The sequence below is a fragment of the Azospirillum sp. TSH58 genome, from assembly GCF_003119115.1.
GTDB lineage: Bacteria > Pseudomonadota > Alphaproteobacteria > Azospirillales > Azospirillaceae > Azospirillum.
In genome coordinates, this window is sequence record NZ_CP022364.1 from 699,572 (window position 1) to 724,280 (window position 24,709).

Annotated in this window: 21 protein-coding genes; 8 read left to right on the forward strand and 13 right to left on the reverse strand. The window is 70.9% G+C overall.

The window, feature by feature from the left end; genetic code table 11:
- Nucleotides 1-60: 60 nt before the first annotated feature.
- A complete protein-coding gene (gene queG / locus TSH58p_RS06875) occupies nt 61-1,131 on the forward strand; it encodes a tRNA epoxyqueuosine(34) reductase QueG (RefSeq protein ID WP_109068028.1) in 1,071 nt (356 codons plus the stop codon).
- Here queG and TSH58p_RS06880 read toward each other — a convergent pair.
- The 11 genes from TSH58p_RS06880 to TSH58p_RS06930 form a co-directional block, all read right to left on the reverse strand.
- Nucleotides 1,094-2,098, reverse strand: coding sequence for a lysylphosphatidylglycerol synthase transmembrane domain-containing protein (locus TSH58p_RS06880; RefSeq protein ID WP_109068029.1), 1,005 nt, complete (start codon nt 2,096-2,098; stop codon nt 1,094-1,096). The two genes, queG and TSH58p_RS06880, sit on opposite strands and share 38 nt — an antisense overlap.
- 27 nt (nt 2,099-2,125) lie before the next feature.
- Nucleotides 2,126-3,082: a glycosyltransferase family 9 protein gene (locus TSH58p_RS06885; protein ID WP_109068030.1), complete on the reverse strand. Its 957-nt coding sequence runs from the start codon at nt 3,080-3,082 to the stop codon at nt 2,126-2,128.
- On the reverse strand, nt 3,079-4,314 hold the full coding sequence (locus tag TSH58p_RS06890) for an O-antigen ligase family protein (RefSeq protein ID WP_109068031.1): 1,236 nt from the start codon (nt 4,312-4,314) through the stop codon (nt 3,079-3,081). Before TSH58p_RS06890 ends, TSH58p_RS06885 begins: the two co-directional genes overlap by 4 nt.
- Nucleotides 4,315-4,425: 111 nt before the next feature.
- Nucleotides 4,426-6,828 carry a methyl-accepting chemotaxis protein gene (locus TSH58p_RS06895; RefSeq protein WP_109068032.1) on the reverse strand — a complete coding sequence of 801 codons (2,403 nt, stop codon included), beginning with the start codon at nt 6,826-6,828 and terminating at the stop codon, nt 4,426-4,428.
- A 121-nt stretch (nt 6,829-6,949) separates the two neighbouring features.
- Nucleotides 6,950-8,170 carry an enhanced intracellular survival protein Eis gene (gene eis, locus TSH58p_RS06900; RefSeq protein WP_247873822.1) on the reverse strand — a complete coding sequence of 407 codons (1,221 nt, stop codon included), beginning with the start codon at nt 8,168-8,170 and terminating at the stop codon, nt 6,950-6,952.
- Nucleotides 8,167-9,822 (reverse strand): acyl-CoA synthetase, encoded by a 1,656-nt coding sequence (locus TSH58p_RS06905; protein ID WP_109068033.1) that lies wholly within the window; start codon nt 9,820-9,822, stop codon nt 8,167-8,169. The genes eis and TSH58p_RS06905 overlap by 4 nt, the downstream gene beginning before the upstream one ends.
- Nucleotides 9,823-9,972: 150 nt before the next feature.
- Nucleotides 9,973-10,455: a YbaK/EbsC family protein gene (locus tag TSH58p_RS06910; RefSeq protein WP_109068034.1), complete on the reverse strand. Its 483-nt coding sequence runs from the start codon at nt 10,453-10,455 to the stop codon at nt 9,973-9,975.
- A gap of 6 nt (nt 10,456-10,461) precedes the next feature.
- Nucleotides 10,462-11,277 carry a pyrroline-5-carboxylate reductase gene (gene proC / locus TSH58p_RS06915; RefSeq protein WP_109068035.1) on the reverse strand — a complete coding sequence of 272 codons (816 nt, stop codon included), beginning with the start codon at nt 11,275-11,277 and terminating at the stop codon, nt 10,462-10,464.
- A 5-nt stretch (nt 11,278-11,282) separates the two neighbouring features.
- On the reverse strand, nt 11,283-11,786 hold the full coding sequence (locus tag TSH58p_RS06920) for a YbjN domain-containing protein (protein WP_109068036.1): 504 nt from the start codon (nt 11,784-11,786) through the stop codon (nt 11,283-11,285).
- Nucleotides 11,787-11,986: 200 nt separating this feature from the next.
- Nucleotides 11,987-12,322, reverse strand: coding sequence for an accessory factor UbiK family protein (locus tag TSH58p_RS06925; protein WP_109068037.1), 336 nt, complete (start codon nt 12,320-12,322; stop codon nt 11,987-11,989).
- A gap of 120 nt (nt 12,323-12,442) precedes the next feature.
- Nucleotides 12,443-15,955, reverse strand: a complete 3,513-nt coding sequence (locus tag TSH58p_RS06930; RefSeq protein WP_109068038.1) for an AsmA family protein — start codon at nt 15,953-15,955, stop codon at nt 12,443-12,445.
- Between the two features lie 205 nt (nt 15,956-16,160).
- Between TSH58p_RS06930 and TSH58p_RS06935 the strand changes: the two genes are divergently transcribed.
- Both TSH58p_RS06935 and TSH58p_RS06940 read left to right on the forward strand, forming a co-directional pair.
- Nucleotides 16,161-16,382 carry a DUF4169 family protein gene (locus TSH58p_RS06935; protein ID WP_109068079.1) on the forward strand — a complete coding sequence of 74 codons (222 nt, stop codon included), beginning with the start codon at nt 16,161-16,163 and terminating at the stop codon, nt 16,380-16,382.
- A gap of 144 nt (nt 16,383-16,526) precedes the next feature.
- Nucleotides 16,527-17,366 carry a DUF2189 domain-containing protein gene (locus tag TSH58p_RS06940; protein WP_109068039.1) on the forward strand — a complete coding sequence of 280 codons (840 nt, stop codon included), beginning with the start codon at nt 16,527-16,529 and terminating at the stop codon, nt 17,364-17,366.
- Nucleotides 17,367-17,421: 55 nt separating this feature from the next.
- Here the strand turns inward: TSH58p_RS06940 and TSH58p_RS06945 are convergent, their stop codons facing one another.
- Nucleotides 17,422-17,610, reverse strand: coding sequence for a DUF1192 family protein (locus tag TSH58p_RS06945; RefSeq protein WP_109068040.1), 189 nt, complete (start codon nt 17,608-17,610; stop codon nt 17,422-17,424).
- A gap of 211 nt (nt 17,611-17,821) precedes the next feature.
- Here TSH58p_RS06945 and TSH58p_RS06950 point away from each other — a divergent pair, with 211 nt between their 5' ends.
- The 5 genes from TSH58p_RS06950 (at nt 17,822) to TSH58p_RS06970 (ending at nt 22,859) form a co-directional block, all read left to right on the forward strand.
- Nucleotides 17,822-18,829, forward strand: a complete 1,008-nt coding sequence (locus TSH58p_RS06950) for an NAD(P)H-quinone oxidoreductase (RefSeq protein WP_109068041.1) — start codon at nt 17,822-17,824, stop codon at nt 18,827-18,829.
- A gap of 322 nt (nt 18,830-19,151) precedes the next feature.
- Nucleotides 19,152-19,769: a DUF1013 domain-containing protein gene (locus tag TSH58p_RS06955; RefSeq protein ID WP_109068042.1), complete on the forward strand. Its 618-nt coding sequence runs from the start codon at nt 19,152-19,154 to the stop codon at nt 19,767-19,769.
- A 157-nt stretch (nt 19,770-19,926) separates the two neighbouring features.
- Nucleotides 19,927-20,520, forward strand: a complete 594-nt coding sequence (locus TSH58p_RS06960; protein ID WP_041810970.1) for a UbiX family flavin prenyltransferase — start codon at nt 19,927-19,929, stop codon at nt 20,518-20,520.
- A 57-nt stretch (nt 20,521-20,577) separates the two neighbouring features.
- The gene (locus tag TSH58p_RS06965; protein WP_014239916.1) at nt 20,578-21,270 is read left to right on the forward strand and encodes a carbonic anhydrase; all 693 of its coding nucleotides are present in this window, start codon (nt 20,578-20,580) and stop codon (nt 21,268-21,270) included.
- A 218-nt stretch (nt 21,271-21,488) separates the two neighbouring features.
- Entirely contained in the window at nt 21,489-22,859 is a 1,371-nt protein-coding gene (locus TSH58p_RS06970) for a flagellar hook protein FlgE (RefSeq protein WP_109068043.1), read from the forward strand.
- Here the strand turns inward: TSH58p_RS06970 and TSH58p_RS06975 are convergent.
- Entirely contained in the window at nt 22,849-24,615 is a 1,767-nt protein-coding gene (locus TSH58p_RS06975; RefSeq protein ID WP_109068044.1) for a tetratricopeptide repeat protein, read from the reverse strand. The genes TSH58p_RS06970 and TSH58p_RS06975 overlap by 11 nt on opposite strands.
- Between the last annotated feature and the right edge of the window lie 94 nt (nt 24,616-24,709).

The window sequence follows — 24,709 nt, forward strand, 5'->3', positions numbered from 1 at the left end:
CTCTCCCCTCCGGGGAGAGGGTCAGGGTGAGGGGGGTGCGCTTTTGCCGAACGTACCACCATGCCCGACCCAGCCACCTCCACCCGCGAAGCCATCCGCGACCGCGCCCTGTCGCTGGGCTTCGACGCGGTCGGCTTCGCGCGGGCGGAACTGGGCGCCGAGGCCAGGGAGCGGCTGGCCGAGTTCCTGCGCCAGGGCCGGCACGGCGACATGGGCTGGATGGACGACCGGGCCGACCAGCGTGCCCACCCCCAATCCCTCTGGCCGGAGGCGCGCACCGTCATCGCGCTCGGCACCAGCTACGCCCCGGCTGAGGACCCGCGCGCCCTGCTGGCGCATCCCGAGCGCGGCATCGTGTCGGTCTACGCGAAGAACCGCGATTACCACGACCTCATCAAGGGCCGCCTGAAGACGCTGGGCCAATGGATCGCCCACCGCTTCAAGGCCGAACTGAAGGTCTTCGTGGACACCGCCCCGGTGATGGAGAAGCCGCTGGCCGAGAAGGCCGGGCTGGGCTGGCAGGGCAAGCACACCAACCTCGTGTCGCGCACCCACGGCTCCTGGCTGTTCCTGGGCGAGGTCTACACGACGCTGGAGCTGCCGCCCGACCCGCCGGGGGTGGACCGCTGCGGCCAGTGCCGGCGCTGCCTGGATGCCTGCCCCACCGCCGCCTTCCCCGCCCCCGGCCAGTTGGACGCGCGGCGCTGCATCTCCTACCTGACCATCGAACACAAGGGGCCGATCCCCGAGGAGTTGCGCCCGCTGATGGGCAACCGCGTCTACGGCTGCGACGATTGCCTGGCCGCCTGCCCCTGGAACAAGTTCGCCAAACGCTCCCGCGAGGCGGCCTTCCTGCCGCGGGCGGAGTTGACGGCGCCGCGGCTGGCCGATCTGGCGCAGCTGGACGATGCCGGCTTCCGGCAGGTGTTCAGCGGCTCGCCCATCAAGCGGATCGGGCGCGACCGCTTCGTGCGCAACGTCCTGGTGGCCTTGGGCAACAGCGGCGACGCCCGCCTCGCCCCGGTGGCCGAACGCCTCCTGGAGGACCCGAGCGACGTGGTGCGGGACGCCGCGGGCTGGGCGCTGGCCCGGCTCAGGGCCGCCCAAGCTCCTTCCGCCCCTTCAGACTAAACCAAAGCAGGCCGCCCGGCAGCGACGACAGGGTGACCGACAGGCCGATCATCAGCGACAGGGCGAGCGCGTCGGTGGCGCCGAGGCCGTAAAGCGCGAAGCCGGCGACGAAGGCCCCCTCCCGCACGCCCCAGCCGTTCAGAGAGATCGGCAGCGCCGCCGCGAAGATGGTCATCGGCACGACGGCCAGCGCGTCCAGGACCCGCACGGGAATGCCCAGCGCCTGGGCGTAGGCGATCACCGCGAAGACCGTGCAGGCGTGAACCGCCGCGCTGTGCAGCAACCCGGCGAACGCCGCCCGGCTGAGCAGCGCCACGCGCAGGCGCGCCACCTGGGCCTGCACCGCCTGGACCGGCGGGCGCCGCAGGACGCCGGGCAATGGAAGGCGGTCCGCCTGGAGCCCCGCGACCATGGCGAGGGCGAGCAACGCCACCGCCACCGGCCCGGCCCAGGCGACGGAGGGCGGAGCCGTCGCCACCAGATGCGGCAGGCCGAGGAACAAAAGCGCCACGCAGCCGACCAGGGCCAGCAACCGGTCGAGCACCAGGGCCAGCATCACGGCGGTGGAGGACGCCCCGCCCCGGTAGGTCAGCCAGCCGCGGACCACGTCGCCGCCCAACGCCCCCGGCAGCACCTGCCCGAAGAACAGGCCGGTGAACATCAGCCGCATCGCCAGCCCGTGCGAGACCCGCTCGCCCGCGGCGCGCAGGGCATCGCGCCAGCGCTCCCCGGCGCAGACCACGGCGAGCAGCTTCGCCGCAAAGCCGGCGGCCAGCCAGACGGGGTCCGCTCCGGCGAGGCGCGCCAGCAGAGCCGGCCAGTCGGCCTTGGCGCCCAGCACGCCGAGAACCGCCAGGGTCACCGCCAGCTTGGCGAGCAGCATCAGGCGCCCGCCCGGCTTTCCGGCGGGCAGGGTGACCGCTTCGGCGGGCGTGGCGCTGGCGTCCTGGCTGCTCAAATCCTTCATGACTCCTGCCAAACGATCAGCTCCACTCTACCGGCTCGGCGGGAGCGCGCCCATGGCCGCCAGCACGCCGGCCACGTCCATCTCGGCGAAGGACGGCCGGTGGTGGACGGACATGCGCGGCCCGTTGGCCTGGATGGGGACGGACGCGTCGCAGAAAAGCCCCAGCGTCGGACAGCCGACGGATGCCACCAGATGGGTGGGGCCGGTGTCGTTGCCGACCGCCGCCCAGGCCCGGCGGGCCAGCCCGGCAATCTCCGGCACGCTGGTGCGGCTGGTCAGGTCCACCGCCTGCGGACAGGCGGCGGCGATGGCCCGGGCGAGATCCGCCTCGATGGCCGTGCCCAGCACCACCGGGGTGATCCCGCGCGCCGCCAGCGCCTGTGCCAGTTCGCCATAGCGCTCGACCGGCCAGCGCTTGTCGGGCCGTCCGGGGGACGAGCCGGGGATCAGCAGGGCATAGGGCGCGGCAAGACCGAACCCGCCGGTGTCGGCGTCGAGCCAGGACAGGTCCGGCACCGCGTCCGGCACGATGCCGAAGGGCGCCAGCTGACGGGTGTAGCGCTCGATCACCGGCACCTTGCGCCGCCCCGGATACTGGTCGCGGTGCGAGGCGCCCCAGGCGGTGCCCGACCATTCCGGCCAGGGGCCGGGGGCGAGCAGCCAGAAATAGCGGTCGGTGCGCGGCTGCGCCTGAAGGTCGTAGACCCGATCGAAGCGCCCGGCGCGCAAAAGGCGGCGAACGCGCCCATACGCCGCAAGGGACCGCTTGCGCGGGTCCTCCAGAACCTCGTCGAACAGGCCGCTGAGACGGGCGAGCGGGGCCAGGGACGGCAGGGTCAGCAGCGTCAGATGGTCGGCGGCGTGGTGCCGCCGGATGGCCGAGAAGGCGGTCTGGGCCAGGAAGAAGTCGCCGAAGGCGCCCAGCTTGATGACCAGGACGCGGCGGCGCGCACTACGTCCATCGGGGCCGCTCTCCGCCGTCATTCGCCCCCCGCCGGGGTGCGGGCGGCCAGCCGGAGCATCAGGCCGGCGGCCAGCATGCCGCCCATCCACCACGCCTGCCAGATCCCATAGGCCGTGCTGGCCATCGCCAGCGCCGACGCAAACAGGGCCAGCGCGAAGGGTTGCAGCCGCCGCTCCATCCGCCCCGTGCCGAACAGAAGAAGCAACGCGGCCATCAGGGCCAGCGCGGCGCCGAGGGCGCCAAGCTCCAGCCAGACTTGCAGGAAGGCGTTGTGGGGGTGCAGCGGCAGCAGGCTGTCGGTCAACGTGCCGAAGCGCGACACCGCACCGTCCGGCTCCAAGGCGCGGGACGCGTCGATGCCCTGCCCGAGGAAGGGAGTCTCCAGCGCCCGGCCGGCCGCCATGCCCCAGATCTCCACCCGGTGCTGGGCGGATCGGAACAGCCAGTCGGCACCATCCAGGTTCAGCACGCGGTCGAACAGCAGCACCAGCGGCAGCACGAAGGTGAAGGCGATCCCCAGCACCGCCGCCAACAGCCCGCGGACGAGCCCCGGCGACCAGACGGCCAACGCGAAGGCCGCTCCCCCGGCGGCGATGCCCAGCATGGCCGAGCGGCTGGTCAGCAGCAGGCAGGCCGCCGCGAAGACCGTGGGAAGGACGACGGCCATCCCCCGCCGCCCGGCCCGGTCGAGCGCCATCGCCGCCGGCCAGACCAGCAGGCAGAGCAGAACCGCCGTGCGCTTGGGCACGTTGGTCTCCGCGATCTCGATGCCCGCGGGCACATGGTTCCACCAACGGTGCAGCGGGAAATCCAGCGCGGCCTCCACGGCGAACAGCAGGACGCCGGCGAACACGCCCACCAGGAAGAGGCCGGTCAGCCGCCGCGCCTCCACCCCCGGCAAGGAGGACAGCCACGCTCCGCCGGCCAGCGCGCCGAGGCCGATGTAGCCGATCTCCACGACCGTCAGTCCGGCGCGCGGCGACGGGCTCCACAGGATGGAGAGGGAGGCCAGCGCCAGGAACGCCAGGACCACCACCGTGCCGGGCATCGCCCGTTGCAGCCGCCCCAAGGCGCCGCGGCGGGCGAGACCGACCAGCCCGATCAGCGCGATCAGGATGGCCCAGACCGGCAAACCGCGCGGCGCCATCGAGGCCAGCGGGCCGAGCGCCGCCGCCGCGACGCCGGCGAGACCGGCCAGCACCGCGTCGGGAATTCCCCGTGTGGAATCGCGCTGTGACAAGGGGAAGTCCATGGGATCTCGCGTCCGTGAGGCTGGGCGCGGCTTAACAGATGCCCCGTGCGAAAGCAACGGGGACGGGCCGGGGGATTTTTCAGCCCCCGGCCCGTCCCCATCGCACCGCGATCAGGCGGTCCGCACCTTGTTGAGGAAGCCCTGCACCTCGGACCGCAGATGCTCGGCCTGCCGGGCCAGGGTGCGGCTGGCGCTCAGCACCGCGTCGGCGGCGCCGCCGGTCTTGGTGGCGGCGTTGGTCACCTCGGCGATGTGGTGCATCACCTCCTGCGTGCCCTCGGCGGCCTGATTGACGTTCTGGGCGATCTCGCGGGTGGCGAGACCCTGCTGCTCCATGGCGCGGGCGATCTCGGTGACCGTGCTGCTGATGGTGCCGACCGCGTCGGAAATGGTGCGGATGGCGCCCACCGCCCCGCCGGTCGCCGCCTGCATCTGGGCCACCTGGCTGGAGATCTCCTCGGTGGCGCGGGCGGTCTGGCCGGCGAGGTTCTTGACCTCCGTGGCCACGACGGCGAAGCCCTTGCCGGCTTCCCCGGCGCGGGCCGCCTCGATGGTCGCGTTCAGGGCCAGCAGGTTGGTCTGCTCGGCGATCTCGCCGATCAGGTCCACCACCTGCCCGATGCGCTGCGCCGCCTCGGCCAGACCCTCGACGATGCCGTTGGTCTCGGTCGCCTTGGCCGCCGCACCGACCGCCACCTGGGAGCTGCTGTTGAGCTGGCGGGAAATCTCGGCGATGGAGGAGGACAGCTCCTCGGCCGCCGCGGCGACGGTCTGCACGTTGCTCGACGCCTGCTCCGACGCCGCGGCGACGGCGCTCGACTTGGCGGTGGTCAGGGCGGCGTCCGACGACATCTCCTGCGCGTCGCGGCCCAGGTTGCCGGCGGACTCGGTCAGCGACAGGACGACGCCCGACACCGCCTGTTCGAAGCCGTTGGCGAATTCGTTCATGGTGCGGCGGCGGTCGGCGTCGATCTGCCGGCGCATCTCCTCCCGCTCGCCCTCCATGCGCTGCATCTCCAGGGCGTTCTCCTTGAAGACGCTGAGCGCCTCGGCCATGGCGCGCAGCTCGTCCTTGCGGTCGCCGGCGGGGATGTCCACCGTCAGGTCGCCTTCGGCCAGCCGGCCCATCGCCTTGGTCATGGCGTGCATCGGGTGGGTGATGGCGCGGTCGATGATCCAGGCCATGAGCATGCCGAGCGCCAGCGCCACCGCGGCGCCGACGATGATGATCAGCTCCGCCCCGCTGCGCCCGTTCTCGCGGTCGTCGCGCTGGATGGAGACGAGACGGGCCACCTGCTCGCTGACGTCGCCGGCGGCCTTGGCCATGGTCTTGGAGGCGGTGCGCTGGTTCTCGCTGGTGCTGACCAGGGCGGCGAATTCCCGGTCGAAGGCCTGGGCCGCCTCGGTGATGGCGGCGATCAGCGCGCGGCCCTCCGAATCGACCAGCACGGCCCCGGCCTGGGTGGCGAGCGCCAGCGTCTCCTTCACCGCGCCGTGCACCCGCGCGCGGGCCTCCTCGCCGTTCATCAGGATGAAGTCGCGCTGCCCCAGCATCGCGGACTGCGCGCCCTGGATCAGGCGCATGGCGATGCCGCGCAGCTGGACGGCCTCGTTGACCTCGCTCTGGGCGAAGTTCGCGGCCTCCTGGAGGGCGCTGGAGACCATCGCCTGGTTCTCCTGCATCTCGTGAGCGAGATTCTGGATTTCCTGGGCATGGCGATCCAGCGCCTGGATGCGGCCGCTGGCCGGTTCGCCGGCGCCCTCGGCGCGGGCCTGCTCGAACACCATCCGATAGGCGCCGGCGATGGTGACGATCCGCTGGGCCAGTTCCTCGTCGTTGGTGCCGACGAGATCCTTCTCGATGGCCTCGGCGTTGGCCTGCAGCGCCGCGATGGCCTCCCCGGCGGCGACCATCGTGGCCGGATTGCGGGTGTGCGCGAAGTCGGACTGCAGGCGCCGCGCCTCCAGCACCATCTCGATCAGCCGGTCGGCGCGATCGGAGGTGTCGCGGCTCTGCCGCACGGCGTGCTCGGCGTCCTTCAGGCTGACCATGTTCTGGTCGTAGCGGTCGGACTGCTGCTTGCCGATCTTCTCCGCGATCTCCCGCAGGGCCTGGGCGCGCGTCTCCATGCTCTGGGTGCGGGCGCGGGCCTCCTTGTCCTGGGCGACGAAGTTGCCGAAGGCGCTGCGGTAGCCGGCGATTCCCGCCAGGATCTCGTCCACCAGCCGGACGCTGCCGGCGTCCTCCAGCGCGGACCGCGTGCCCTGCGCCTCGTCGCGCAGCCGGTCCAGCATGCCGGGCACATTGTCGGCGGCCTTGGAGTCGCGCTCGGTGACGAAGCGGGCTTCCTCGATCCGCACGGTTTTCAGCCGGGCGTCCAGTTCGGCGGTGTGGGCCGCCAGATCGACGCGTCCGGCGTAGGTGCGCAGGCTGTTCCAACCAACGAACGCCACCGCAACCGTCATCAGAAGGACCGCCGCAAAACCGAGCGCAATCCGCGTTCCAATCGTCATGAAATCGGGCTCCCCCGGATCGTACGGCCTTGTGGGTTGGCCGTCGTCATGCCTTTGTCACTAAGGGATACAGCAGAAAGGGTTAATTTCTGGTTTGATAAACGCGACTGGTAACACCGCTTCAGAAACGGTCCGGCATCCAGGGCGCCGGTCCCGAGAAAAACAGCGCCGCGAGCGCCAGAGCATCCTCGCCGCCACGCAGAAGACCAACCTGACGGAGAGTGTGCGGACCCTTGTGCCCACTGTAGAGGGTGGCGAAAGCCGCGATGGACAGGGAAAGCACCGCCCCCTCCGCCTTTCCGCCGCCGCCCGTCCTTTCCGAAACCCGGTTCACGACGGCCTTTCCATCGGACAGGCACAACCGAAAACTGCCGGAATTCTCCGGAATCACCGCATCGGAGACATCCAGCGTCAATTCGCCGGCAACTCCAGATGGATATCCGCGGGTTTCCAAGGCGCGCCGAAGGTCAAGAATGCGCAACAGCCATTCATCCCGCGCGTCGGCACGCGGGCCGCTGTCCGGCGCCATCAGAACCAGCGGGTCGTCGGGACCGCCGCGCCAGGAGACACGGTCGACCTGCGCCCGGTAGCCGGCCAGGAAGCTCTGCGCCAGCCGCACCGAACGCGGGCTGATCAGGCACAGATCCGCCACCGTGAGTTTTCGATCGGCGGGTGGCGCCACCGCGACGTATCCCTCAAGGCCGCCAGGACCACCGAAAGTGTAAACATCGGACGGAGCGCCGTCCGGGCAGAGGGCGAAACTCCACAGACCCTCATTGCGCTCCACCAGGCCGTTGGCGGTGGTGAGCAGGCTGCGGCGTAGCGCCGCAAGCTGGCTGGCGTCGCTGGCGTCGGTCCGGCGAATCCACCCGTCCCCCGGCATCGGCCCGGCGGACAGGGCGGCCGGCGGCGCGCTCCAGTCGAAGGACACCCCGCCCCGCCCGTAGCCCAGGCGGGTGTAGAGCGGGAGAGTCGCCGGGTAGAGCACCGACAGCGCGGCGCCCCCGGCCCGCGCCTCCTCCAGCAGGCCGCGCATCAGCGCGGTGCCGTAGCCGCGCCCGCGCTCCGCCGGATCGACGGCGACCGCCGCCACGCCGCAGGACGGCACCGGGCGCCCGCCGAACCATTGGTCCATCGGCCAGACCGCGGCGCAGGCGACGAGCTGGCCCGCGCGGCCCGCCTCCGGCCCGGCGCGCAGGCCGCGCATCACACCCGGCCCGAACAGCTCCACAGACCGGTCGAAATACTCGCGGGGAATGCCGAAACCCTGGCGCACCAGGGTCGCGGCGTCCGCCCGTTCCTCGGGCAGAAGGGGGCCGAAGCCCCCGTTCACAACAGTCACACCTTCGCTCCGTTCAGCGCGCGGGCCTGATCGCGCAGCACATATTTCTGGATCTTGCCGGTCGAGGTCTTCGGCAGGGCGGTGAAGACGACCGTGCGCGGGCACTTGAAGTGGGCCAGATGCTCACGGCAATAGGCGATCACCTCGGCTTCCGTCAGCCGCTTGCCCTCCTTCACGGTGACGAAGGCGCAGGGCGTCTCGCCCCACTTCTCGTCCGGGCGGGCGACGACGGCGGCCTCGACGATGTCCGGATGCTTGTAGAGGACGGATTCAACCTCGATGGTCGAGATGTTCTCGCCGCCGGAGATGATGATGTCCTTCGACCGGTCCTTCAGCTCGATGTAGCCGTCCGGATGCCAGACGCCGAGGTCGCCGGTGTGGAACCAGCCGCCGGAGAAGGCCTCCTGCGTCGCCCGCGGGTTCTTCAGATAGCCCTTCATGACGGTGTTGCCGCGCATGAAGATCTCGCCCATCGTCACGCCGTCCTTGCGGGTCGGCTGGAGCGTGTTGGGGTCGGCGACCATCAGCCCTTCCAGCGTGGCGTAGTTCACGCCCTGGCGCGCCTTCAGCGCCGCGCGCTCCTCCAGCGGCAGGTCGTTCCAGTGCTCGTGCCAGGCGCAGATGGTGACCGGGCCGTAGACCTCGGTCAGGCCATAGACGTGGGTGACGTCGAAGCCCATCCGCTCGATCTTCTCGATCACCGCGGCGGGCGGGGCGGCGCCCGCGGTCATCATCTTCACGCCGCGCGGGATCTCGCGCTTCTGGTCCTCCGGCGCGTTGACGATCAGGCCCATGATGATCGGGGCGCCGCACATGTGGGTGACGCCGAGATCGGCCAGAGCGTCGTAGATGCCCTTGGCGGTGATGGTGCGGACGCAGACGTTGGTGCCGGCCATGGCGGTGACCGTCCAGGGGAAGCACCAGCCGTTGCAGTGGAACATCGGCAGGGTCCACAGATAGACGGGATGGTGCGGCATCGCCCAGGTCAGCACGTTGCCCATGGCGTTCAGATAGGCGCCGCGGTGATGGTAGACGACGCCCTTCGGGTTGCCGGTGGTGCCGCTGGTGTAGTTGAGCGCGATGGCCTGCCACTCGTCGGCCGGCATCGGCCATTCATAGGCCGGGTCGCCGGTCTCCAGGAACTGCTCGTAGGTCTGCTCGCCGATCAGTTCGCCGCCCTTGGCCTGCGGGTCGTCGATGTCGATGACGATGGGGCGGCGCTTCGGCTCCAGCATGTGGACGGCCTTGGAGATGACGCTGGAGAATTCCCGGTCGGTCAGCAGGACCTTCGCCTCGCCATGCTCCAGGATGAAGGCCAGCGCCTCGGCGTCCAGGCGGATGTTCAGGGCGTTGAGGACCGCGCCGGTCATCGGCACGCCGAAATGCGCCTCGAAGGATTCCGGGGTGTTGGGGGCCATCACCGCGACCGTGTCGCCCAGCCCGATGCCGCGCTTGGACAGGGCCGAGGCGAGGCGCACGCAGCGCTCGTAGGTTTCCGCCCAGGTGCGGCGGACCGGGCCGTGGATCACGGCGATGCGCTGCGGATAGACGGCGGCGGTGCGGCGCAGGAAGGAGAGCGGCGACAACGGCACCGTGTTGGCGGCGTTCTGGTCGAGGTCGGTCTCGTACGGGTTGTGCCGGGCGTCGGTCACGGATGCCTCCCTGATGCGTCTCTGTTCAAGAACTCGTTGGGAAGAGTCTTGCCAGAGAATCCAGAGGCTTGGAAGAGGGGTGGCCGGGCGATGCGCGCTCATGCCGCGCTGCGGCATCCTGCCCGGTTGACCGTATCGCTTGTCGGGCGGTCAGCCCTTGCGGACGGTTTCGACCCGCCCGCCGGTCATGGCGACAAGCTGCGCCGGGGTCAGGCGGAAGACCGCGTTGGGGGTGCCGGCGGCGGCCCAGATGGTGTCGAGGGCCATCAGGTCGGCGTCGATCAGGACCAGCGGCGGCACGGCGTGGCCGATGGGCGGCACCCCGCCGATGGCGAAGCCGGTGGCCTCGCGGACGAAGTCCGGATCGGCCCGCCCGATCTTCTCGCCGATCAGCCGGCCGACCGCCTTCTCGTCCACCCGGTTGGCCCCGCTGGCCACCACCAGCACTGGACGGCCGCTGTCTTTCGCACGGAAGATCAGGGACTTGGCGATCTGCGCCACGGCGCAGCCGACGGCGTTGGCCGCGTCTTCCGAGGTGCGGGTGCTGCCCTCATGCTCCACCACCGCGTGGCCATGGCCGAAGCCGTCCAGCAGGGCCTGGACGCGTTGGGCGGAGGGGCTGAGGGCCGCCATGGCGCCTTACTTCGCCAGTTCGCGGGAGCGGTTCGCGGCGGCGGCGACGGCGCGGTCTAGCAGCGGCTGAATCCCGTCACCGGCCATCAGCACATCGAGCGCCGCCTGGGTGGTGCCGTTGGGGCTGGTCACCGCCTTGCGCAGGTCGGCGGCCGCGATCGGGGACTGGTGGAGCAGCTCGCCCGCCCCCGCAACGGTGGCCCGCGCCAGACGCATGGCAAGATCGGCGGGCAGCCCGGCGGCCTCGCCGGCCTTCGCCATCGCCTCGACCATCAGGAAGACGTAGGCCGGGCCGCTGCCCGAGACGGCGGTCACCGGATCGAGAAGCGACTCGTCCTCCACCCAGGCCACGTCGCCGACGGCGCGCAGCAGCGAATCGCACAGCGTCCTCTGCGCCTCGGTCACCACCGGGTTGCCGACGGCGACGGTCATGCCGCGGCCGATGGCGGCGGGCGTGTTGGGCATGGAGCGGACAATGGCGGCCCCCTCCCCCAGCGCCGATTCGAAGGAGGCGATGGTCTTGCCGGCGGCGACGGACAGGAACACCGTGCCGGGACGGACCAGCGCCCGGTAGGCCGGAAGAGCCGAGTCCATCACCTGCGGCTTCACCGCAAGAACGACAACATCGGGCACGAAGCCGGCAGGCACGGCATCCGGCCCGCCCGCCAGGACGACGGCGGGGTTGCCGCGCAGGGATTCCGGCAGGCCGGACGGCTCGACCACGGCGACGCTGGACGCGATGCCGGCCTTCAGCCAGCCGTCGAGCATCGCGCCGCCCATCTTGCCGCAGCCGGCCAGAAGCAACGTGCACCCCTGCGTCATGACGCTCACGCCTCCCCGGCGGTGTCGAGGATGGCGGCGGACACCGCCTCCGACGCCGACTTGCCGCCCCAGATCACGAACTGGAAGGCGGGGTAGAAGCGCTCGCACTCCGACAGGGCGATCTCGACGAGGTCCTCAAGCTGCTCCACCGTCGCGCCGCGCGAGCCGCGCAGCAGCATGGTCTGGCGGAACATAGGCGTGTGCTCCTCGGAGCAGACGTCGAAATGGCCCAGCCACATGCGCGCGTTCACCTCCGCCAGCAGGTCGTTGACGGACGACCGGCGTGCCGCCGGGACCTTCATGTCGAACTGGCAGGAGAACTGCATCGCGCTGACGTCGGACTGCCAGACGAAGTAGAGACGGTAATCGCACCAGCGCCCGCCGATCTCGACGATCAGCTCGTCCTCGCCGGCCCGCTCGAAGGGCCATTCGTTGGCGGTGACGATCTCCTCGACGATGTCCAGGGGATTGTGCGCGGATGAGGGGGTGTCGACGGCAACAGCCGACATGTCGGCGTCCTCCTGTAAAGGCGCGGTGGACGGAACCGCCCCGGGGCCGGTCCGCCTTCGCGCATGAAGGGGAAGCCCCGAGATGTTGTGGCTGGCAGACGGATGGATACCACCCAATGCACCGTGCCAAAAGGGTCTGGCCGGCGCAACTGGTTTTCGGCGGTGCATCCGTGAAGGACTGGTGTCGTGGCGGGGCCGGATCAGACCGGCCCGCCGCCCCCTCCGGCGATGGGGCCGACCGCGGGGGCGGCGGCGCCCGCGTCCGGCTTCGAGTCGCGGCCGGCCTGGAGGGCCGCGACCGTGGCCTCCAGAGCGGCCAGCCGCTCGGTCATGGCCTCCTGCTCCTCGCGGGCCTTGGCGGCCATGGCGCGGACGGCCTCGTGCTCCTCGCGGCTCACCACGTCCATGCGCGACAGGACGCGCTCGAACTGCTGGCGCATCTGCGCCTCGGCTTCCTCACGCAGGGACGACAGCGCGCCGAGCGCGCCGCCCGCAACGCGGGCCAGATCGTCCAGAATCTTATTGTCCACCTGCATCGACTCAAAATCCGCTTCTTGTCTGCCGCATTATGGGACCCGCCCCACGGAACTTCAACGGGCTTGGACGCAAAGCGTCACGGGGCTTGGACGCAAAGCCTCGCGCGCTCCCCCTGACCCTCAACGCCGCAGCCCGTCGATCAGCCCCTTCAGCAGCGCGTCGGGTTTCGGGGCGTTGCCGCCGCCGGGAACCGGCAGATCCTTCGGCACCACCTTGTTCAGCAGCCCCTCGGCGGCGCGGCGGGCGAAATACTCCTGCACCTCCTGCATCTCGAAGGAGCGGGTGGGCTTGTCGAGCGCGCCGGTCATGCGGACGGTCAGGGGCGGCAACGACTGGTCGGACTGCACGGTCAGGCGGACGCGCATGTCGATGGTCTGCGCCGGCAGGTTGACCTGCCCCGCCGCCACCGCCTCGCCCAGGTCGGAGGTCAGGCGGGTGTCCTCGGTGCGGGCCACGCCCTTGTCGATGGCGAAGCTGCCGTCCAGCCGGGCGAAGCGGGTCTCCCCACCCTGAAGGCCGCCCATCACCGCGCCCAGCAGCTCCTGCGGACGCTCCAGCCTGGTCAGCCGGTCGCGCAGGGCGCCGAGGTCGAAGCCGCGCAGCAGCCCGTCGCGGGCGCTGATCCGGCCCTGGCCGGCCAGCGCCCTGAGCATGGCGTCGCCGCCGGCCCCGCTGGTCGTCAGGTTGGCTTCGGCGTCCAGCACGCCCCCGGCGATCTCCAGCGCTCCGCCGCCCAGACCGCCGCCCACCGCCTCGGCCAGCTTGGCCTTGGACAGGGTGATGGTGGCCTCGGCGGTCGGCGTCTGGTTGCCCGGCGCGGCGAGCCGGCCGGTGGCGCCGAGCTGACCGCCCATCAGGGTGCCGTCGAAGCGTTCCACCGTCAGCACGCCGTTCGTCACGGTGGCGCGCAGGGCCGGCTTCTCGATCCGCGTCCCGCCCTTGACGAGCGCCGAGGAAGTCAGCACGAAGCGTCCGTCGAAACGGCGCAGCCCGCTGAAATCTCCCGTGTTGGCCCCCGTGTTGGCCCCCGTGTTGGCCCCCGTATCGGCGGCTGTGGGCGCGCCCGGCGACGCCTCGGCCGCCGGGGCGGCGGCGCCCGTGGGGCGCGATGCCGCCGCGGGGAGCGCCGCCAGCCGGTCCAGCTCCAGGTCGCCGGTCTGCAGTTCGGCCTCCACCCGCGGCTTGCTGCCGTTCAGGTCGGCGCTGGCCTTCCCCTTGAGGGTGACGCCGGCCAGCACGCCCTGGATGTTGCCGAGCGTGAAGGCCTTCCGCGTCCCCGCCAGCTCCGTGTAGAGGTCCATCGCCCCATAGGAGCCCGACACCGCGCCACCGGCGGACGGGGTGTCGGCGAACAGGCTGGCCAGCCGGGCGATCTCCGGATGCTTGGCGCGCAGCTTGAGGTCGGCGATGGGGTCCTTCTCGACGTTCGACAGCGTGCCGCCCGCCTCCAGCGAGCCTTCGGCCGCGTCCACGCCCAGCTCGACCGCCAGACGCTCGGCGTCGCCCGAGAGGCGGGCCTGCGCCTTCACCGCGCCCAACCGCTCCGGCGCGGGGGCGCCCTCCGGCCAAGCGACCACGCGTGCGACCCCTTCCAGGCTGGGAGCCTCGGCGTTCAGCGTCAGATGCGCGCCACGCAGCGGCTCCAGCCCGGCGACCTGCCCGTCCAGGCGGAGCTTCACCCCGGCGGCGTCCTGCACCGTCGCTTCCTTGATCGACAGGGCACCGCCCGCGGCGGTGGCGTCGAGCCGCAGCCCCTGCACCGGCGTTTTGCGCACGGTCAGCTGCCCGACCGAGAGTTCCAGATTCGCGTCCACGCCGGCCAGCAGCCGGGCCGGGGTCATCGACGACCCCGCGGACGAACCCGCGGACGAACTCCCAGGCGAACTTCCGTTGCGCGTAGGCGCCGGTGCGGCCGTTCCGTTGGCGGCCGTTCCGTTGGCCGTTGGGGCGGCCTGGGCCGCGCCGCCGCCCGGCGGGGGCAGATAGGCGTCGAGATTCAGCCGGTCGAGGTCGAGCCGCGCCCCGAAGGCGGGCCGGCCGCGGTCCACATAGGCGACGGCGCCGGTCAGGCGGCTGGCGTCCACCCGCAGATCCAGCCCGCTGACGTCGAGCCGCCCCGGCTTTCCCTGCACCTGCGCGGCGACGGACGCCCGGCGCAGGCGGTCCGCCGGAACGGCGCGGACGTCCACCCGCAGCCATTCCAGCAGGGCGCGCAGGTTGTCGGCGTTCGCCTCCATCCGCAGGTTGATGTTCGGCTGGCCGTTGGCCGCCGCCAGCTCCCCCGCCGCCACGATGTCGGACCCGCCGGGCAGGAGCGCGCTGACGCGGTCGATGTTCAGCGTGCCGCCGGCCAGGCTGGCCTCCACCCGCCCCTGGCGGATCACCCCGCCGTTGTAGGTGATGCCATCCACCGCGAGGTCGAGCTTGGCGTCCAGCGCCTCCGGCAGGGCGAACCCGCCCGGCTGGCCAGTGCCACCGGATGGAGCGCCACCGGATGGAGCGCCCGTCGATGGAGCGTTGGACGGCGCGCTCTTGCCCCCGTTTCCATTGCGGGCGGCGGGCTGGCCGGTCGGCGAGACGCCGCCCGAGCCGGCGCGGTCCAGCCAGGCGTCGAGGTCGAGCCGGTTCAACGCCAGGGTCAGCTCCGCCCTTGCGGGCGCGCCGCTGCGCAGGGTCGCCGTGCCGGTGGCGCGCGTGTCGCCGAGCTGCGCCTCCAGATTGGTGAAGCTGGCCCCGGTCGGGGACGCCTCGACCGCCGTTCGGATGCCGAAGGACTGGGCGAGCAGCGCGTTCGCCTTCCTGTCCTCGCCGGCCGCCGCGCCGTTGCGGACCAGGGCCAGCGCGCGGGACAGATCGCTGCCCTCGGCGCGCAGATCGCCCTGCGCGCGCGACCCGCCGCTGCCCGGCGGGTTGGTCACGATGCCGGCGAAGCGCAGCGTGGCGTCGGTGTCGGCCATGGACAGCGTGGCGCGGACCTGGACGGCGGCGCCGTCGATCAGGCGGCTGACGAACATCTCCCCGCGCAGCGGCACGCCGCGCGCCCGGAAGCTGCCCTGCCCCTGAAACGGCCCGGTGAAGCTGCCGGCGACGATCCGCGCGTCGATCTGGTCGATCACCTCGGACTGACCGGTGCGGGCGTCGCGGTACTGGATGGTGCCGTTCTGCACCGTCACCTGATCGAAGCTGACCGCCGAGGCCAACCCGTCGCCGGACGGAGGCCGCCCGCCGCCGGCCGCCCGCCCGGCGCCGGACAAATCCCAGTTGAAGCGGCCGTCGGGCAGCGTTTCGAAGAGGAAGGTCGGGTCGATCAGCTTGATGCTCTGCACCTGGATGTGGCCGCTGAGCAGCGGGCCGAGCGCCACGCGGACGTCCAGCTCCTTCAGGCGGGCCATGTCCTGCTCCGACCCGCCGGGCGCGTTGGCCAGACGCGCGTCGCGCACCGTCAGCGCCGGGGCCGGCAGCAGCGACAGGCCGATGTCGCCCCTCAACTCCACCTCGCGCCCCGTCGCGGCGGAGACCCGCTCCGCGATCTGGGCCTTGTAGGCGTTCCAATCGACGACGCTGGGCACGATCAGCACCGCGGCCACCAGCAGACCGAGGAGTATCAGAGCAGCGATCAGGAATCTCTTCACCGGTTGACCCGCCTTCCCCACCGTTCGGCTGTTGAGTCGCCGTGTTTCCGCCACAAGCCGCGAGAACCGCCGGCGCCCGCTCCGGTCTTCCGGGTGGCGCGGGGTTCCGCTAAACTATCGCCCCGAAAGAAAACAAGCAATTTGGGCATTCCAACGGCCGAGTTGTCCAAAAGACGATATGCCCCGCCCGCAGGAGACGCGCCTCATGGCCGATGTCGTGAACCTGAACCGCTTCCGAAAGATGCGCCAGAAGGAAGAGCGCGAAAAGACCGCCGAGGAGAACCGCATCCGCTTCGGGCGCACCAAGGCCGAAAAGCTGCGCGACCGTCAGGACGCCGAACGCCGCGAGGCGGATCTCGACGGGAAAAGGGTCGAAGGAAAGGCGGCCGAAGGTATGGCTGGCGACGGCGAGGCGCCCGGAGGGTGACGGCCAAGGCCGTGCTTTGGTATCGCTTTTGTGACAATTTGGTATTCGAACAATTCGTCCATAAGACAATCTGGTACACCGCGGACCGCTTTGCTACAGTTGCCCTGACGAGAGGCGCAATGGACAAAGGGGAGGACCATCATCATGGTCGACATGTCGTCTCACCGCGGTGCGTCCCAGCTTCATCGACCGGTCCGGCGCAAGGAACCCTCCGAATTCCACAAGCCGGCGCCCTATCTTCCGCGAATCCGCAGCGTCGACGTCGACCGCCCCTGGGTGTGGCTGAGCGCCGGCTGGCGCGACATGTGCGCCAGCCCCATGATCAGCGCCGCCTACGGCCTGCTGGCGGTCCTGTCCAGTTTCGCGCTGGTGGCGGTCCTGTCGATGCAGGACATGCAGTATCTGGTCCTGCCGATGGCGGCCGGCTTCATGCTGCTGGGGCCGGTGTTCGCCGTCGGTCTCTACGAGACCAGCCGCCTGCTGGAGCGGGGCGAGACTCCGACCCTGCTGAAGGTCGCCGGGGCCTACCGCCGCAACGGCGTGCAGATCGCCGGGATCGGGCTGGCGCTGACGCTCGCCATGCTGGCCTGGATCCGCATCGCCTTCCTGCTGTTCGCGCTGTTCTTCGCGACGGAGCCGCCGGCCTTCGACCAGCTCGTCGACCGCATCTTCTTCTCGTCCCAGACGATCCCGTTCCTGCTGACCGGCACCATCGTCGGCGGCGTCATCGCCACGGCGGTCTTCGCCATCAGCGTGGTGTCGATCCCGATGCTGCTGGACCGCGAGACCGACAGCTTCACCGCCATGGCGACCAGCGTCGCGGTGCTGCGCGAAAATCTGCGGACCATGGCCGGCTGGGCCTTCCTGATCGTGCTGTTCACCGCGGCCGGAATGGTCACCGGCTTCCTGGGTCTGGCTCTGGCCCTGCCGCTGATCGGCCACGCCTCCTGGCACTGCTACCGCGATCTGGTCGGCGCGGACTGAGGTTTTGCAGCCTGCGGCCCCTCTCCCGTCGCAAGGGAGAGGGGCTTTCCCATTCTCAGGACGGCTTCCGGAAGAAGGCCTCCGCGGCGTTCTTCTGCGCCTCCTTGGCGGCGATGGCGGCGCGGGCGCGGGCGATCTCGGCCTCCAGCCCGGCGATGTAGTCCCTCAGCTCCGCCACGCCCAGCGCGGTCAGGTCCTTCAGCGCCGGCTTGGCCTTGCGCGGCTCCAGATCGTCGATGTCCATAGGGCTCCTCCTCCCGCATCCGCGCATCCCTGCCCCGCGCCGTCCGCTTCCCGCCCGTCGGAAAGGCCGGCGGGGCGTGCTTGTCAGCGCCGGTGCGGAATTCTAACTTTGGACGCCTGCGGACACAAACGGCCCGGCCGCCCGGATCGGGGACGACCGGACCGGCGCCGGACCGGTGGACGCCGCGTCAACGAGGAATGGGGAAGACACCATGGGCATCGCCCTGCCGGACAGCATGACCTGCGTGGAGATTTCGCAACCCGGCGGCCCGGAGGTCCTGCGCACCGTGCAGCGCCCCGCCCCGGTGCCCGGCCCCGGCGAGGTGCTGGTGGCGGTGGAGGCCGCGGGCGTCAACCGTCCGGACATGCTGCAGCGCCAGGGCCGCTACGACCCGCCGCCGGGCGCCTCCGACCTGCCCGGCCTGGAGATCGCCGGGCGCGTCGTCGCCCTGGGCGAGGGCGTGACGGAGTGGGCCGCCGACGACGCGGTCTGCGCCCTGATCGCCGGCGGCGGCTATGCCCAGTATTGCGTGGTTCCGGCGCCGCAGCTCCTGCCCGTGCCCAAGGGCTACGGCATGGTCGAGGCCGCCGCCGTTCCGGAGACCTTCTTCACCGTCTGGACCAACGTGTTCGAGCGCGGCGCGCTGAAGCCCGGCGAGACGCTGCTGGTCCATGGCGGCTCCAGCGGCATCGGCACCACGGCCATCCAGCTCGCCAAGGCCTTTGGCGCCGAGGTGTTCACCACCGCCGGCAGCGCCGAGAAGTGCCGCGCCTGCGAGGAGCTGGGCGCCGACCGCGCCATCGACTACAAGACCGAGGACTTCGCCGCCGTCATCCAGAAGGAGACGGGCGGGCGCGGCGTCGACGTGGTGCTGGACATGGTCGGCGGCGACTACATCGCCCGCGACATCGGCATCATGGCCCCGGACGGGCGGCACGTCTCCATCGCCTTCCTGCAGGGGCCGAAGGTCTCCATCAACATGTTCCCGGTGATGACCAAGCGCCTGACCCTCACCGGCTCCACCCTGCGCGCGCGCTCGGTCGAGGAGAAGGGCCGCATCGCCGCCGCGCTGCGCGAGAAGGTGTGGCCGCTGCTGGAAGGCGGCACGGTCAAGCCGGTGATCCACAAGGTGTTCACGCTGGAGCAGGCGACCGAGGCGCACGCCCTGATGGAATCCAGCGCGCACATCGGCAAGATCGTCATGACGGTTGGCGGCTGACCGCCGCCGCGACGGTCACCGCCACCGCGAACCGTTGGATTGCGAAGGGAATTCCGCGGCTTTACAGCTGGGAATTCCCCTTTCAAGCATTTTTTTCGCTTCATTCTTGTTTGCGAACCGCGGGGTGGGCTTGCTAAAGCGCGCCAAGACGGTTAGCAGAAGGGTCGGTGTCCGGGTTTTCCCGGCCGCCTGCCCGAGCACGCTTACATCGACCGGTTCCGGCCCTATATGGAGGGCGAAGCTCGGGATCATCCGGTATAGTTATGGCCGATCGCGCCACCCGCCAGCGGGTGCGGTCGGGTTGGAGTTGTCAGGAGGGACGATGGCACTGCCCTTGATGCCGAAAGCGACGGCCGTCTGGCTGGTCGAGAACACATCCTTGACCTTCGAGCAGATCGCCGCCTTCTGCGGCCTGCATTCCCTGGAGGTCCAGGCCATCGCCGATGGCGAGGTGGCGGTCGGCATGGTCGGGCTGGACCCGGTGGCCAACGGTCAGTTGACCAAGGGCGAGATCGAACGCTGCGAGCGCAACCAGGACCTGCGCTTGAAGCTGCTGGTCCCCGACCTGCCGCTGCCGGCCGCCCGGTCCAAGGGGCCGCGCTACACCCCGATCACCAAGCGCGGCGACAAGCCGGACGCCATCGCCTGGCTGCTGAAGCACCATCCGGAGCTGTCGGACGCCCAGCTCTGCCGCCTGATCGGCACGACCAAGCCGACCATCGCGGCGGTGCGCGACCGCACGCACTGGAACGCCCCGAACATCAAGCCGCGCAACCCCGTGCTGCTCGGCCTGTGCACCCAGCGTGAGCTGGAGGAGGCCCTGGCCCTGGCCGTCCGCCGCGGCGGCGTCCCGCTCTCGCAGGAGGAGCGCGAGGCCCAGGACGGCGAGGAAGGCTACGGCGACGAGTCGCCCTATTCGGAGCGGGAAGAGGCGCGCTGACGCCGTTTCCCCGGCCCCTCTCCCCCGGCGGGAGGGGGGCTTTTTGCTTTCAGGCCCCGGGGGCGGCCCGTCCCTCCGCCCCCGGCGCCGGGCCTGTGAAGATATCCGTGAAGACCGCGCTCTGGACGGCGCCCGGCCCGCGCGCTACTTCTTCGGCATGACTGCACCCTCCCGTCTTGTCGTCGGAATCAGCGGAGCCTCGGGCGTGATCCTGGGCATCCGGCTGCTGTCCGTGCTGCGCCGGATCGGCGTCGAATCGCACCTCGTCGTCAGCCGGTCGGCCGAGGTCACCCTGGCCCATGAGACCGACATGAAGGTGGCGGAGCTGCGGGCTCTGGCCGACGTGTCCTACGCCGCCGCCGACATCGGCGCGGCCATCGCCAGCGGCAGCTTCCGCGCCATGGGCATGATCGTCGCCCCCTGCTCCGTCCGCACGATGAGCGAGATCGCCACGGGCGTGACCTCCACCCTGCTGACCCGCGCCGCCGACGTCACGTTGAAGGAACGGCGCCCGCTGGTGCTGATGGTGCGCGAGACGCCGCTGCATCTCGGGCACCTGCGCACGATGACCCAGCTGGCCGAGATGGGGGCGGTGATCGCCCCGCCGGTCCCCGCCTTCTACAGCCGCCCGCAGACCATCGACGATCTGGTGGACCACGCCGTGGGGCGGGCGCTCGACCTGTTCGGGCTGGACGCCGGCATCGTCCGCCGCTGGGGTGAACCGGCGCCTGCGGAGGTTCTGGAAACATGATCCGGCCTGGGCTATACCGCATCCGCTAAATCCCGACCGTAGAGGGGTATCAGAACGATGCCACACACCCGCGACCAGGACGTTCCGATTCGTCAGCTTCTCGCCGGGATGAAAGGCTTCCGAGCGCGCTACTACGAGCGCCGGCCCGACAGCATGCGCCAGCTCGTCGAGGAGGGGCAGAAGCCGAAGATCCTGATGATCGGCTGCTCCGACAGCCGCGTCGATCCGGCGCTGCTCACCCAGGCGGAGCCCGGCGAGATGTTCGTCGTCCGCAACGTCGCCAACCTCGTCCCGCCCTACCAGCCGGACGGCAGCTACCACGGCACCTCGGCGGCCATCGAGTACGCGGTGCGGGTGCTTCAGGTCAGCCACGTCATCGTCCTGGGCCATGCCCTGTGCGGCGGCATCCAGGGGCTGATCCGCCTGCGCAAGGGGGAGCCGGACCAGAACGACTTCGTGTCGCCCTGGGTGTCCATCGCCAGCGCCGCGCTCGACCCCTACATCCCGCCCGCCCAGGGCGACACCGACGAGGAGCGGCGCAAGGCCGAGTTCGAGCGTCTCCAACAGAAGCCCGACGTGATCGAGCGCGCCGCCGTCCGCACCTCGGTCGACAACCTGATGACCTTCCCCTTCGTCCGCGAGCGGGTGGAGGCCGGGACGCTGGAGCTGCACGGCTGGTGGTTCGACCTGGACAGCGGCGACCTGTGGGCCATCAACTCCCAGACCAAGATGTTCGAGCCGGTCGATTGAGGATGCGGGGTGGGCGAAAGCTGCCCAGCGGAGGGTGAGGAGCCGCTTCCGCCGGGAAATTTCTGCCCATCCCTGGTTTCCGGGGTCCGCGCAAAATCCCTCCCCCGCCAAGGGAGAGGGTTGTTTCAGCGGCTCACCGCCTTCTGGCACGACGGTTGCACTTTCCTTTTCGGCGCGTTCCGGCGGACGCGTGTCGACGGGAATGAGGCGGCCGGACCATGGGCATCACCACGATCTTCAACAATGGCGTTCTCGGGCTGACGGCGCAGAACCGGGCCCTGGGCACCATTTCGAACAACATCGCGAACGCCTCCACGTCCGGCTTCAAGGCGTCGGAAACCCAGTTCTCCGACTTCGTGCTGAGCGACCGCACCGGCAACAAGGACCCCGGCAACGGTGTGCGCGCCTTCGAGCGGTTGGACCACAGCGGCGGCACCGTCACCCGGACCGACGTCACCACGAACGCGGCCATCGTCGGCAACGGCTTCTTCCTCGTCCAGGACCTGGATGCCCAGACCGGCACGACCGCGACCACCGCCCGGACGAGCGACGATTCGGTTTTCCTGACGCGGTCGGGCGACTTCTCCCCCGACAAGGAAGGCCGTCTGGTGAACGGCGCCGGCAAGGCGCTGATGGGCTTCAAGCTCGACCCCGCCAATGGCTCCGGCTCTTTCGGCAGCCTCAGCAGCATGACCCCGGTTTCGCTGAGCGGCTTGCAGGACTACCGCGAAGCCTCGACCCAGGCGTCGCTGAACCTCAACCTGCCGTACGACCAGGCCCCGGTGACCGGCGAGATCACCACGGCGAACACGACCGGCGTCGTTCTGAACATGGTCGACAAGAACGGCGCCGATGGGGCGATGGCCCTGCGCTTCCTGAAGACCGGGCAGGCGGAGGACGGCACCTCGACGTGGCAGGTCTTCAACGCCGGGGTCGTCGGCGCGGACGGCAAGCCGGTGGGCAACGGCAACGTGAACGACCCCACCACCTGGCAACCGCTCGGCACGCTGAACTTCGCCCGCAACGGCACGCTGACCGGCGGCCCCACCGGCGCCCCGGTGACCCTGACCCTGAATCCCGGCGGCGACTTCGCCCAGACGACGCTGGATCTCGGGTCCTATGGGAAGATGACCAACTCCATCACCACCATCGCCGGCATGGATCTGGGCATCGTCCAGGGCAACAACGGCATCCGCGCCGGCACCTACCAGGGGGCGGAACTGACCGCGGACGGCTTCGTCGCCGCGAACTTCCAGGGCGGGAAGCAGCGCTACATCTACCGCATCCCCGACGCGACGGTGATCAACCCGACCGACCTGGAGAGCGTGTCCGGCACCATGTTCCGGACCACCGCCAATTCCGGCGCCATCCGCCTGAACTCCTTCGGCAACCTGACCAACGAGACCGGCACCAACGCGCCGAAGACCGTCGGGGCGTCGCTGAACACGGCCAGCGTCGAGGGCTCCAACGTCAAGATCGAGGAGCAGTTCACCACGCTGATCCAGGCGCAGCGCACCTACTCCGCCGCCTCCAAGCTGGTGTCCACCGCCGACGAGATGACCCAGACGACGATCACTCTCAAGTCGTAAGAGCCGCGGCACGCAACGCGTCGGCGACCCGCCCGGCCACCTCCGTCCAGTCGCCGACGCGCGCCTGACGGAACAGGCGGGCGGTCGGGTACCAGGGGCTGTCCTCCCGTCCCAGCAGCCAGCGCCAGTCCGGCGAGAGCGGCAACACCACCCAGACCGGCACCCCCAGCGCCCCAGCCAGATGCGCCGGACCGGTGCAGGAGGAGATGACGAGGTCGAGGTTGGCCATGATCGCCGCGGTGTCGGCGAAATCGGCGATGTACGGCCCGAGGTCGGTGAAGGACGCCGGCATCGCCACCCGCTCCAGATCCTCCCGCCCCGGCCCTTTCTGAAGACCGAAGAATCGCACCCCCGGCACGTCCAGCACCGGCCGCAGCCCGGCCAGCCGGGGCGAGCGCAGAGCGTCGCCGGGAAAGCGCGGGTTGCCCGCCCAGACCAGCCCCACCCGCAGCCCCTGCCCGTCCGCCAGCCGCTCGCTCCAGGCGGCGGCGCGTTGCGGGTCGGGATGCAGATAGGGGACGGCGGCGGGCACGTCGTCCAGCCCGGTGCCGACGGCGCGCGGCAGGCTCATCAGCGGGCATTCCAGATCGAAGTCCGGAAGCGGATCGCCGCGGGCGATCAACTGCTCCACCCCCGGCAGGCCCGACAGGACGCTCAGAAGAGGCCGCTGCACCTCAAGGATCACCCGCGCCCCGCGCTCCGCCACCAACGGGACGTAGCGGACGAACTGGAGGGTGTCGCCCAACCCCTGCTCGGCGTAGAGCAGGATGGTGCGCCCGGCGATGTCGCCGCCGGTCCAGGTGGGCTGGGCGAAGCGGCGCCAGGGCGGTTCCGCCCGCGCGTCGTGGCGGCGCCAGTCGAACTCCGGCCAGCCGTTCTCATAGTCGCCGGCCAGCAGCCGGGCGAAGCCGCGGTTCCAGCGCATCCCGGCGTCGCCGGGGCGGGCCTCCAGCACCCGGTCGAAGTCGGCGAGCGCCTCCACCGGCCGGGCCATGGCGAGCAGCGCGCCGCCGCGCGCCGACCACAGGGACGGGCCGGAGAAGCCGCGCTCCTCCGCCGTGGCGAAGGCCGCCAGCGCCTCGTCGAAGCGGCCCAGCCCGGCGAGCAGCGATCCGAGATTTCCCCACGCGGCGGCGTAGCCGGGGGCGCGGTCCAGCGCCGCGCGGTAGGCGGCCTCCGCCTCGTCCCAGCGCTTGAGCGCCGCGCAGGCGGAACCGAGCATCATCCAGGCCGCCGGCAACCCCGGCGCCAGCGCGGCGGCGCGGCGGGCCGCCCGCTCCGCTTCCTCTCCCCGCCGTCCGGCCAGCGCCGTTTCGGCGAGGTTCACCAAGGCATCCGTCGAGGCCGGGAGCAGCGCCAAGGCCCTTTGCGCCGAACGGGCGGCCTCCGGCACCCGGTTCAGGTCGCGCAGGGCGCCAGCCCGGCTGGCGTGGGCGTCGGCGAGCCGCGGGTCGAGCCGCAGGGCGCGGGCGTAGCCGGCCTCCGCCCCCGCCGGGTCGCCCATGGTCTGAAGGGCGCCGGCCAGATTGGATTGACCGCCCGCCGAGTCGGGGCGCAACGCCAGCGCCCGGCGCAGCAGGCGCGCCCCATCCGCCGGACGTCCCGCCTGCGCGTGGAGCACGCCCAGAAACTGGGTGGCGTCGGACTGTTCGGGGTCGGCGTCCAGAATGCGCCCATAAAGCGTCGCCGCCTCGGCCAGACGGCCCGCCTGGTGATGGTCGATGGCGGCCAGAAGGGCCTCGATGATCGTCGCCATGGGAAGTGCCCGGTGGTGGGAGGGGTACCGGAAGCCGGTGGATCACGCGGGTCCGCTGCCGGATTTGTCACAAGGCCTGCCGTTCCCGCAACCC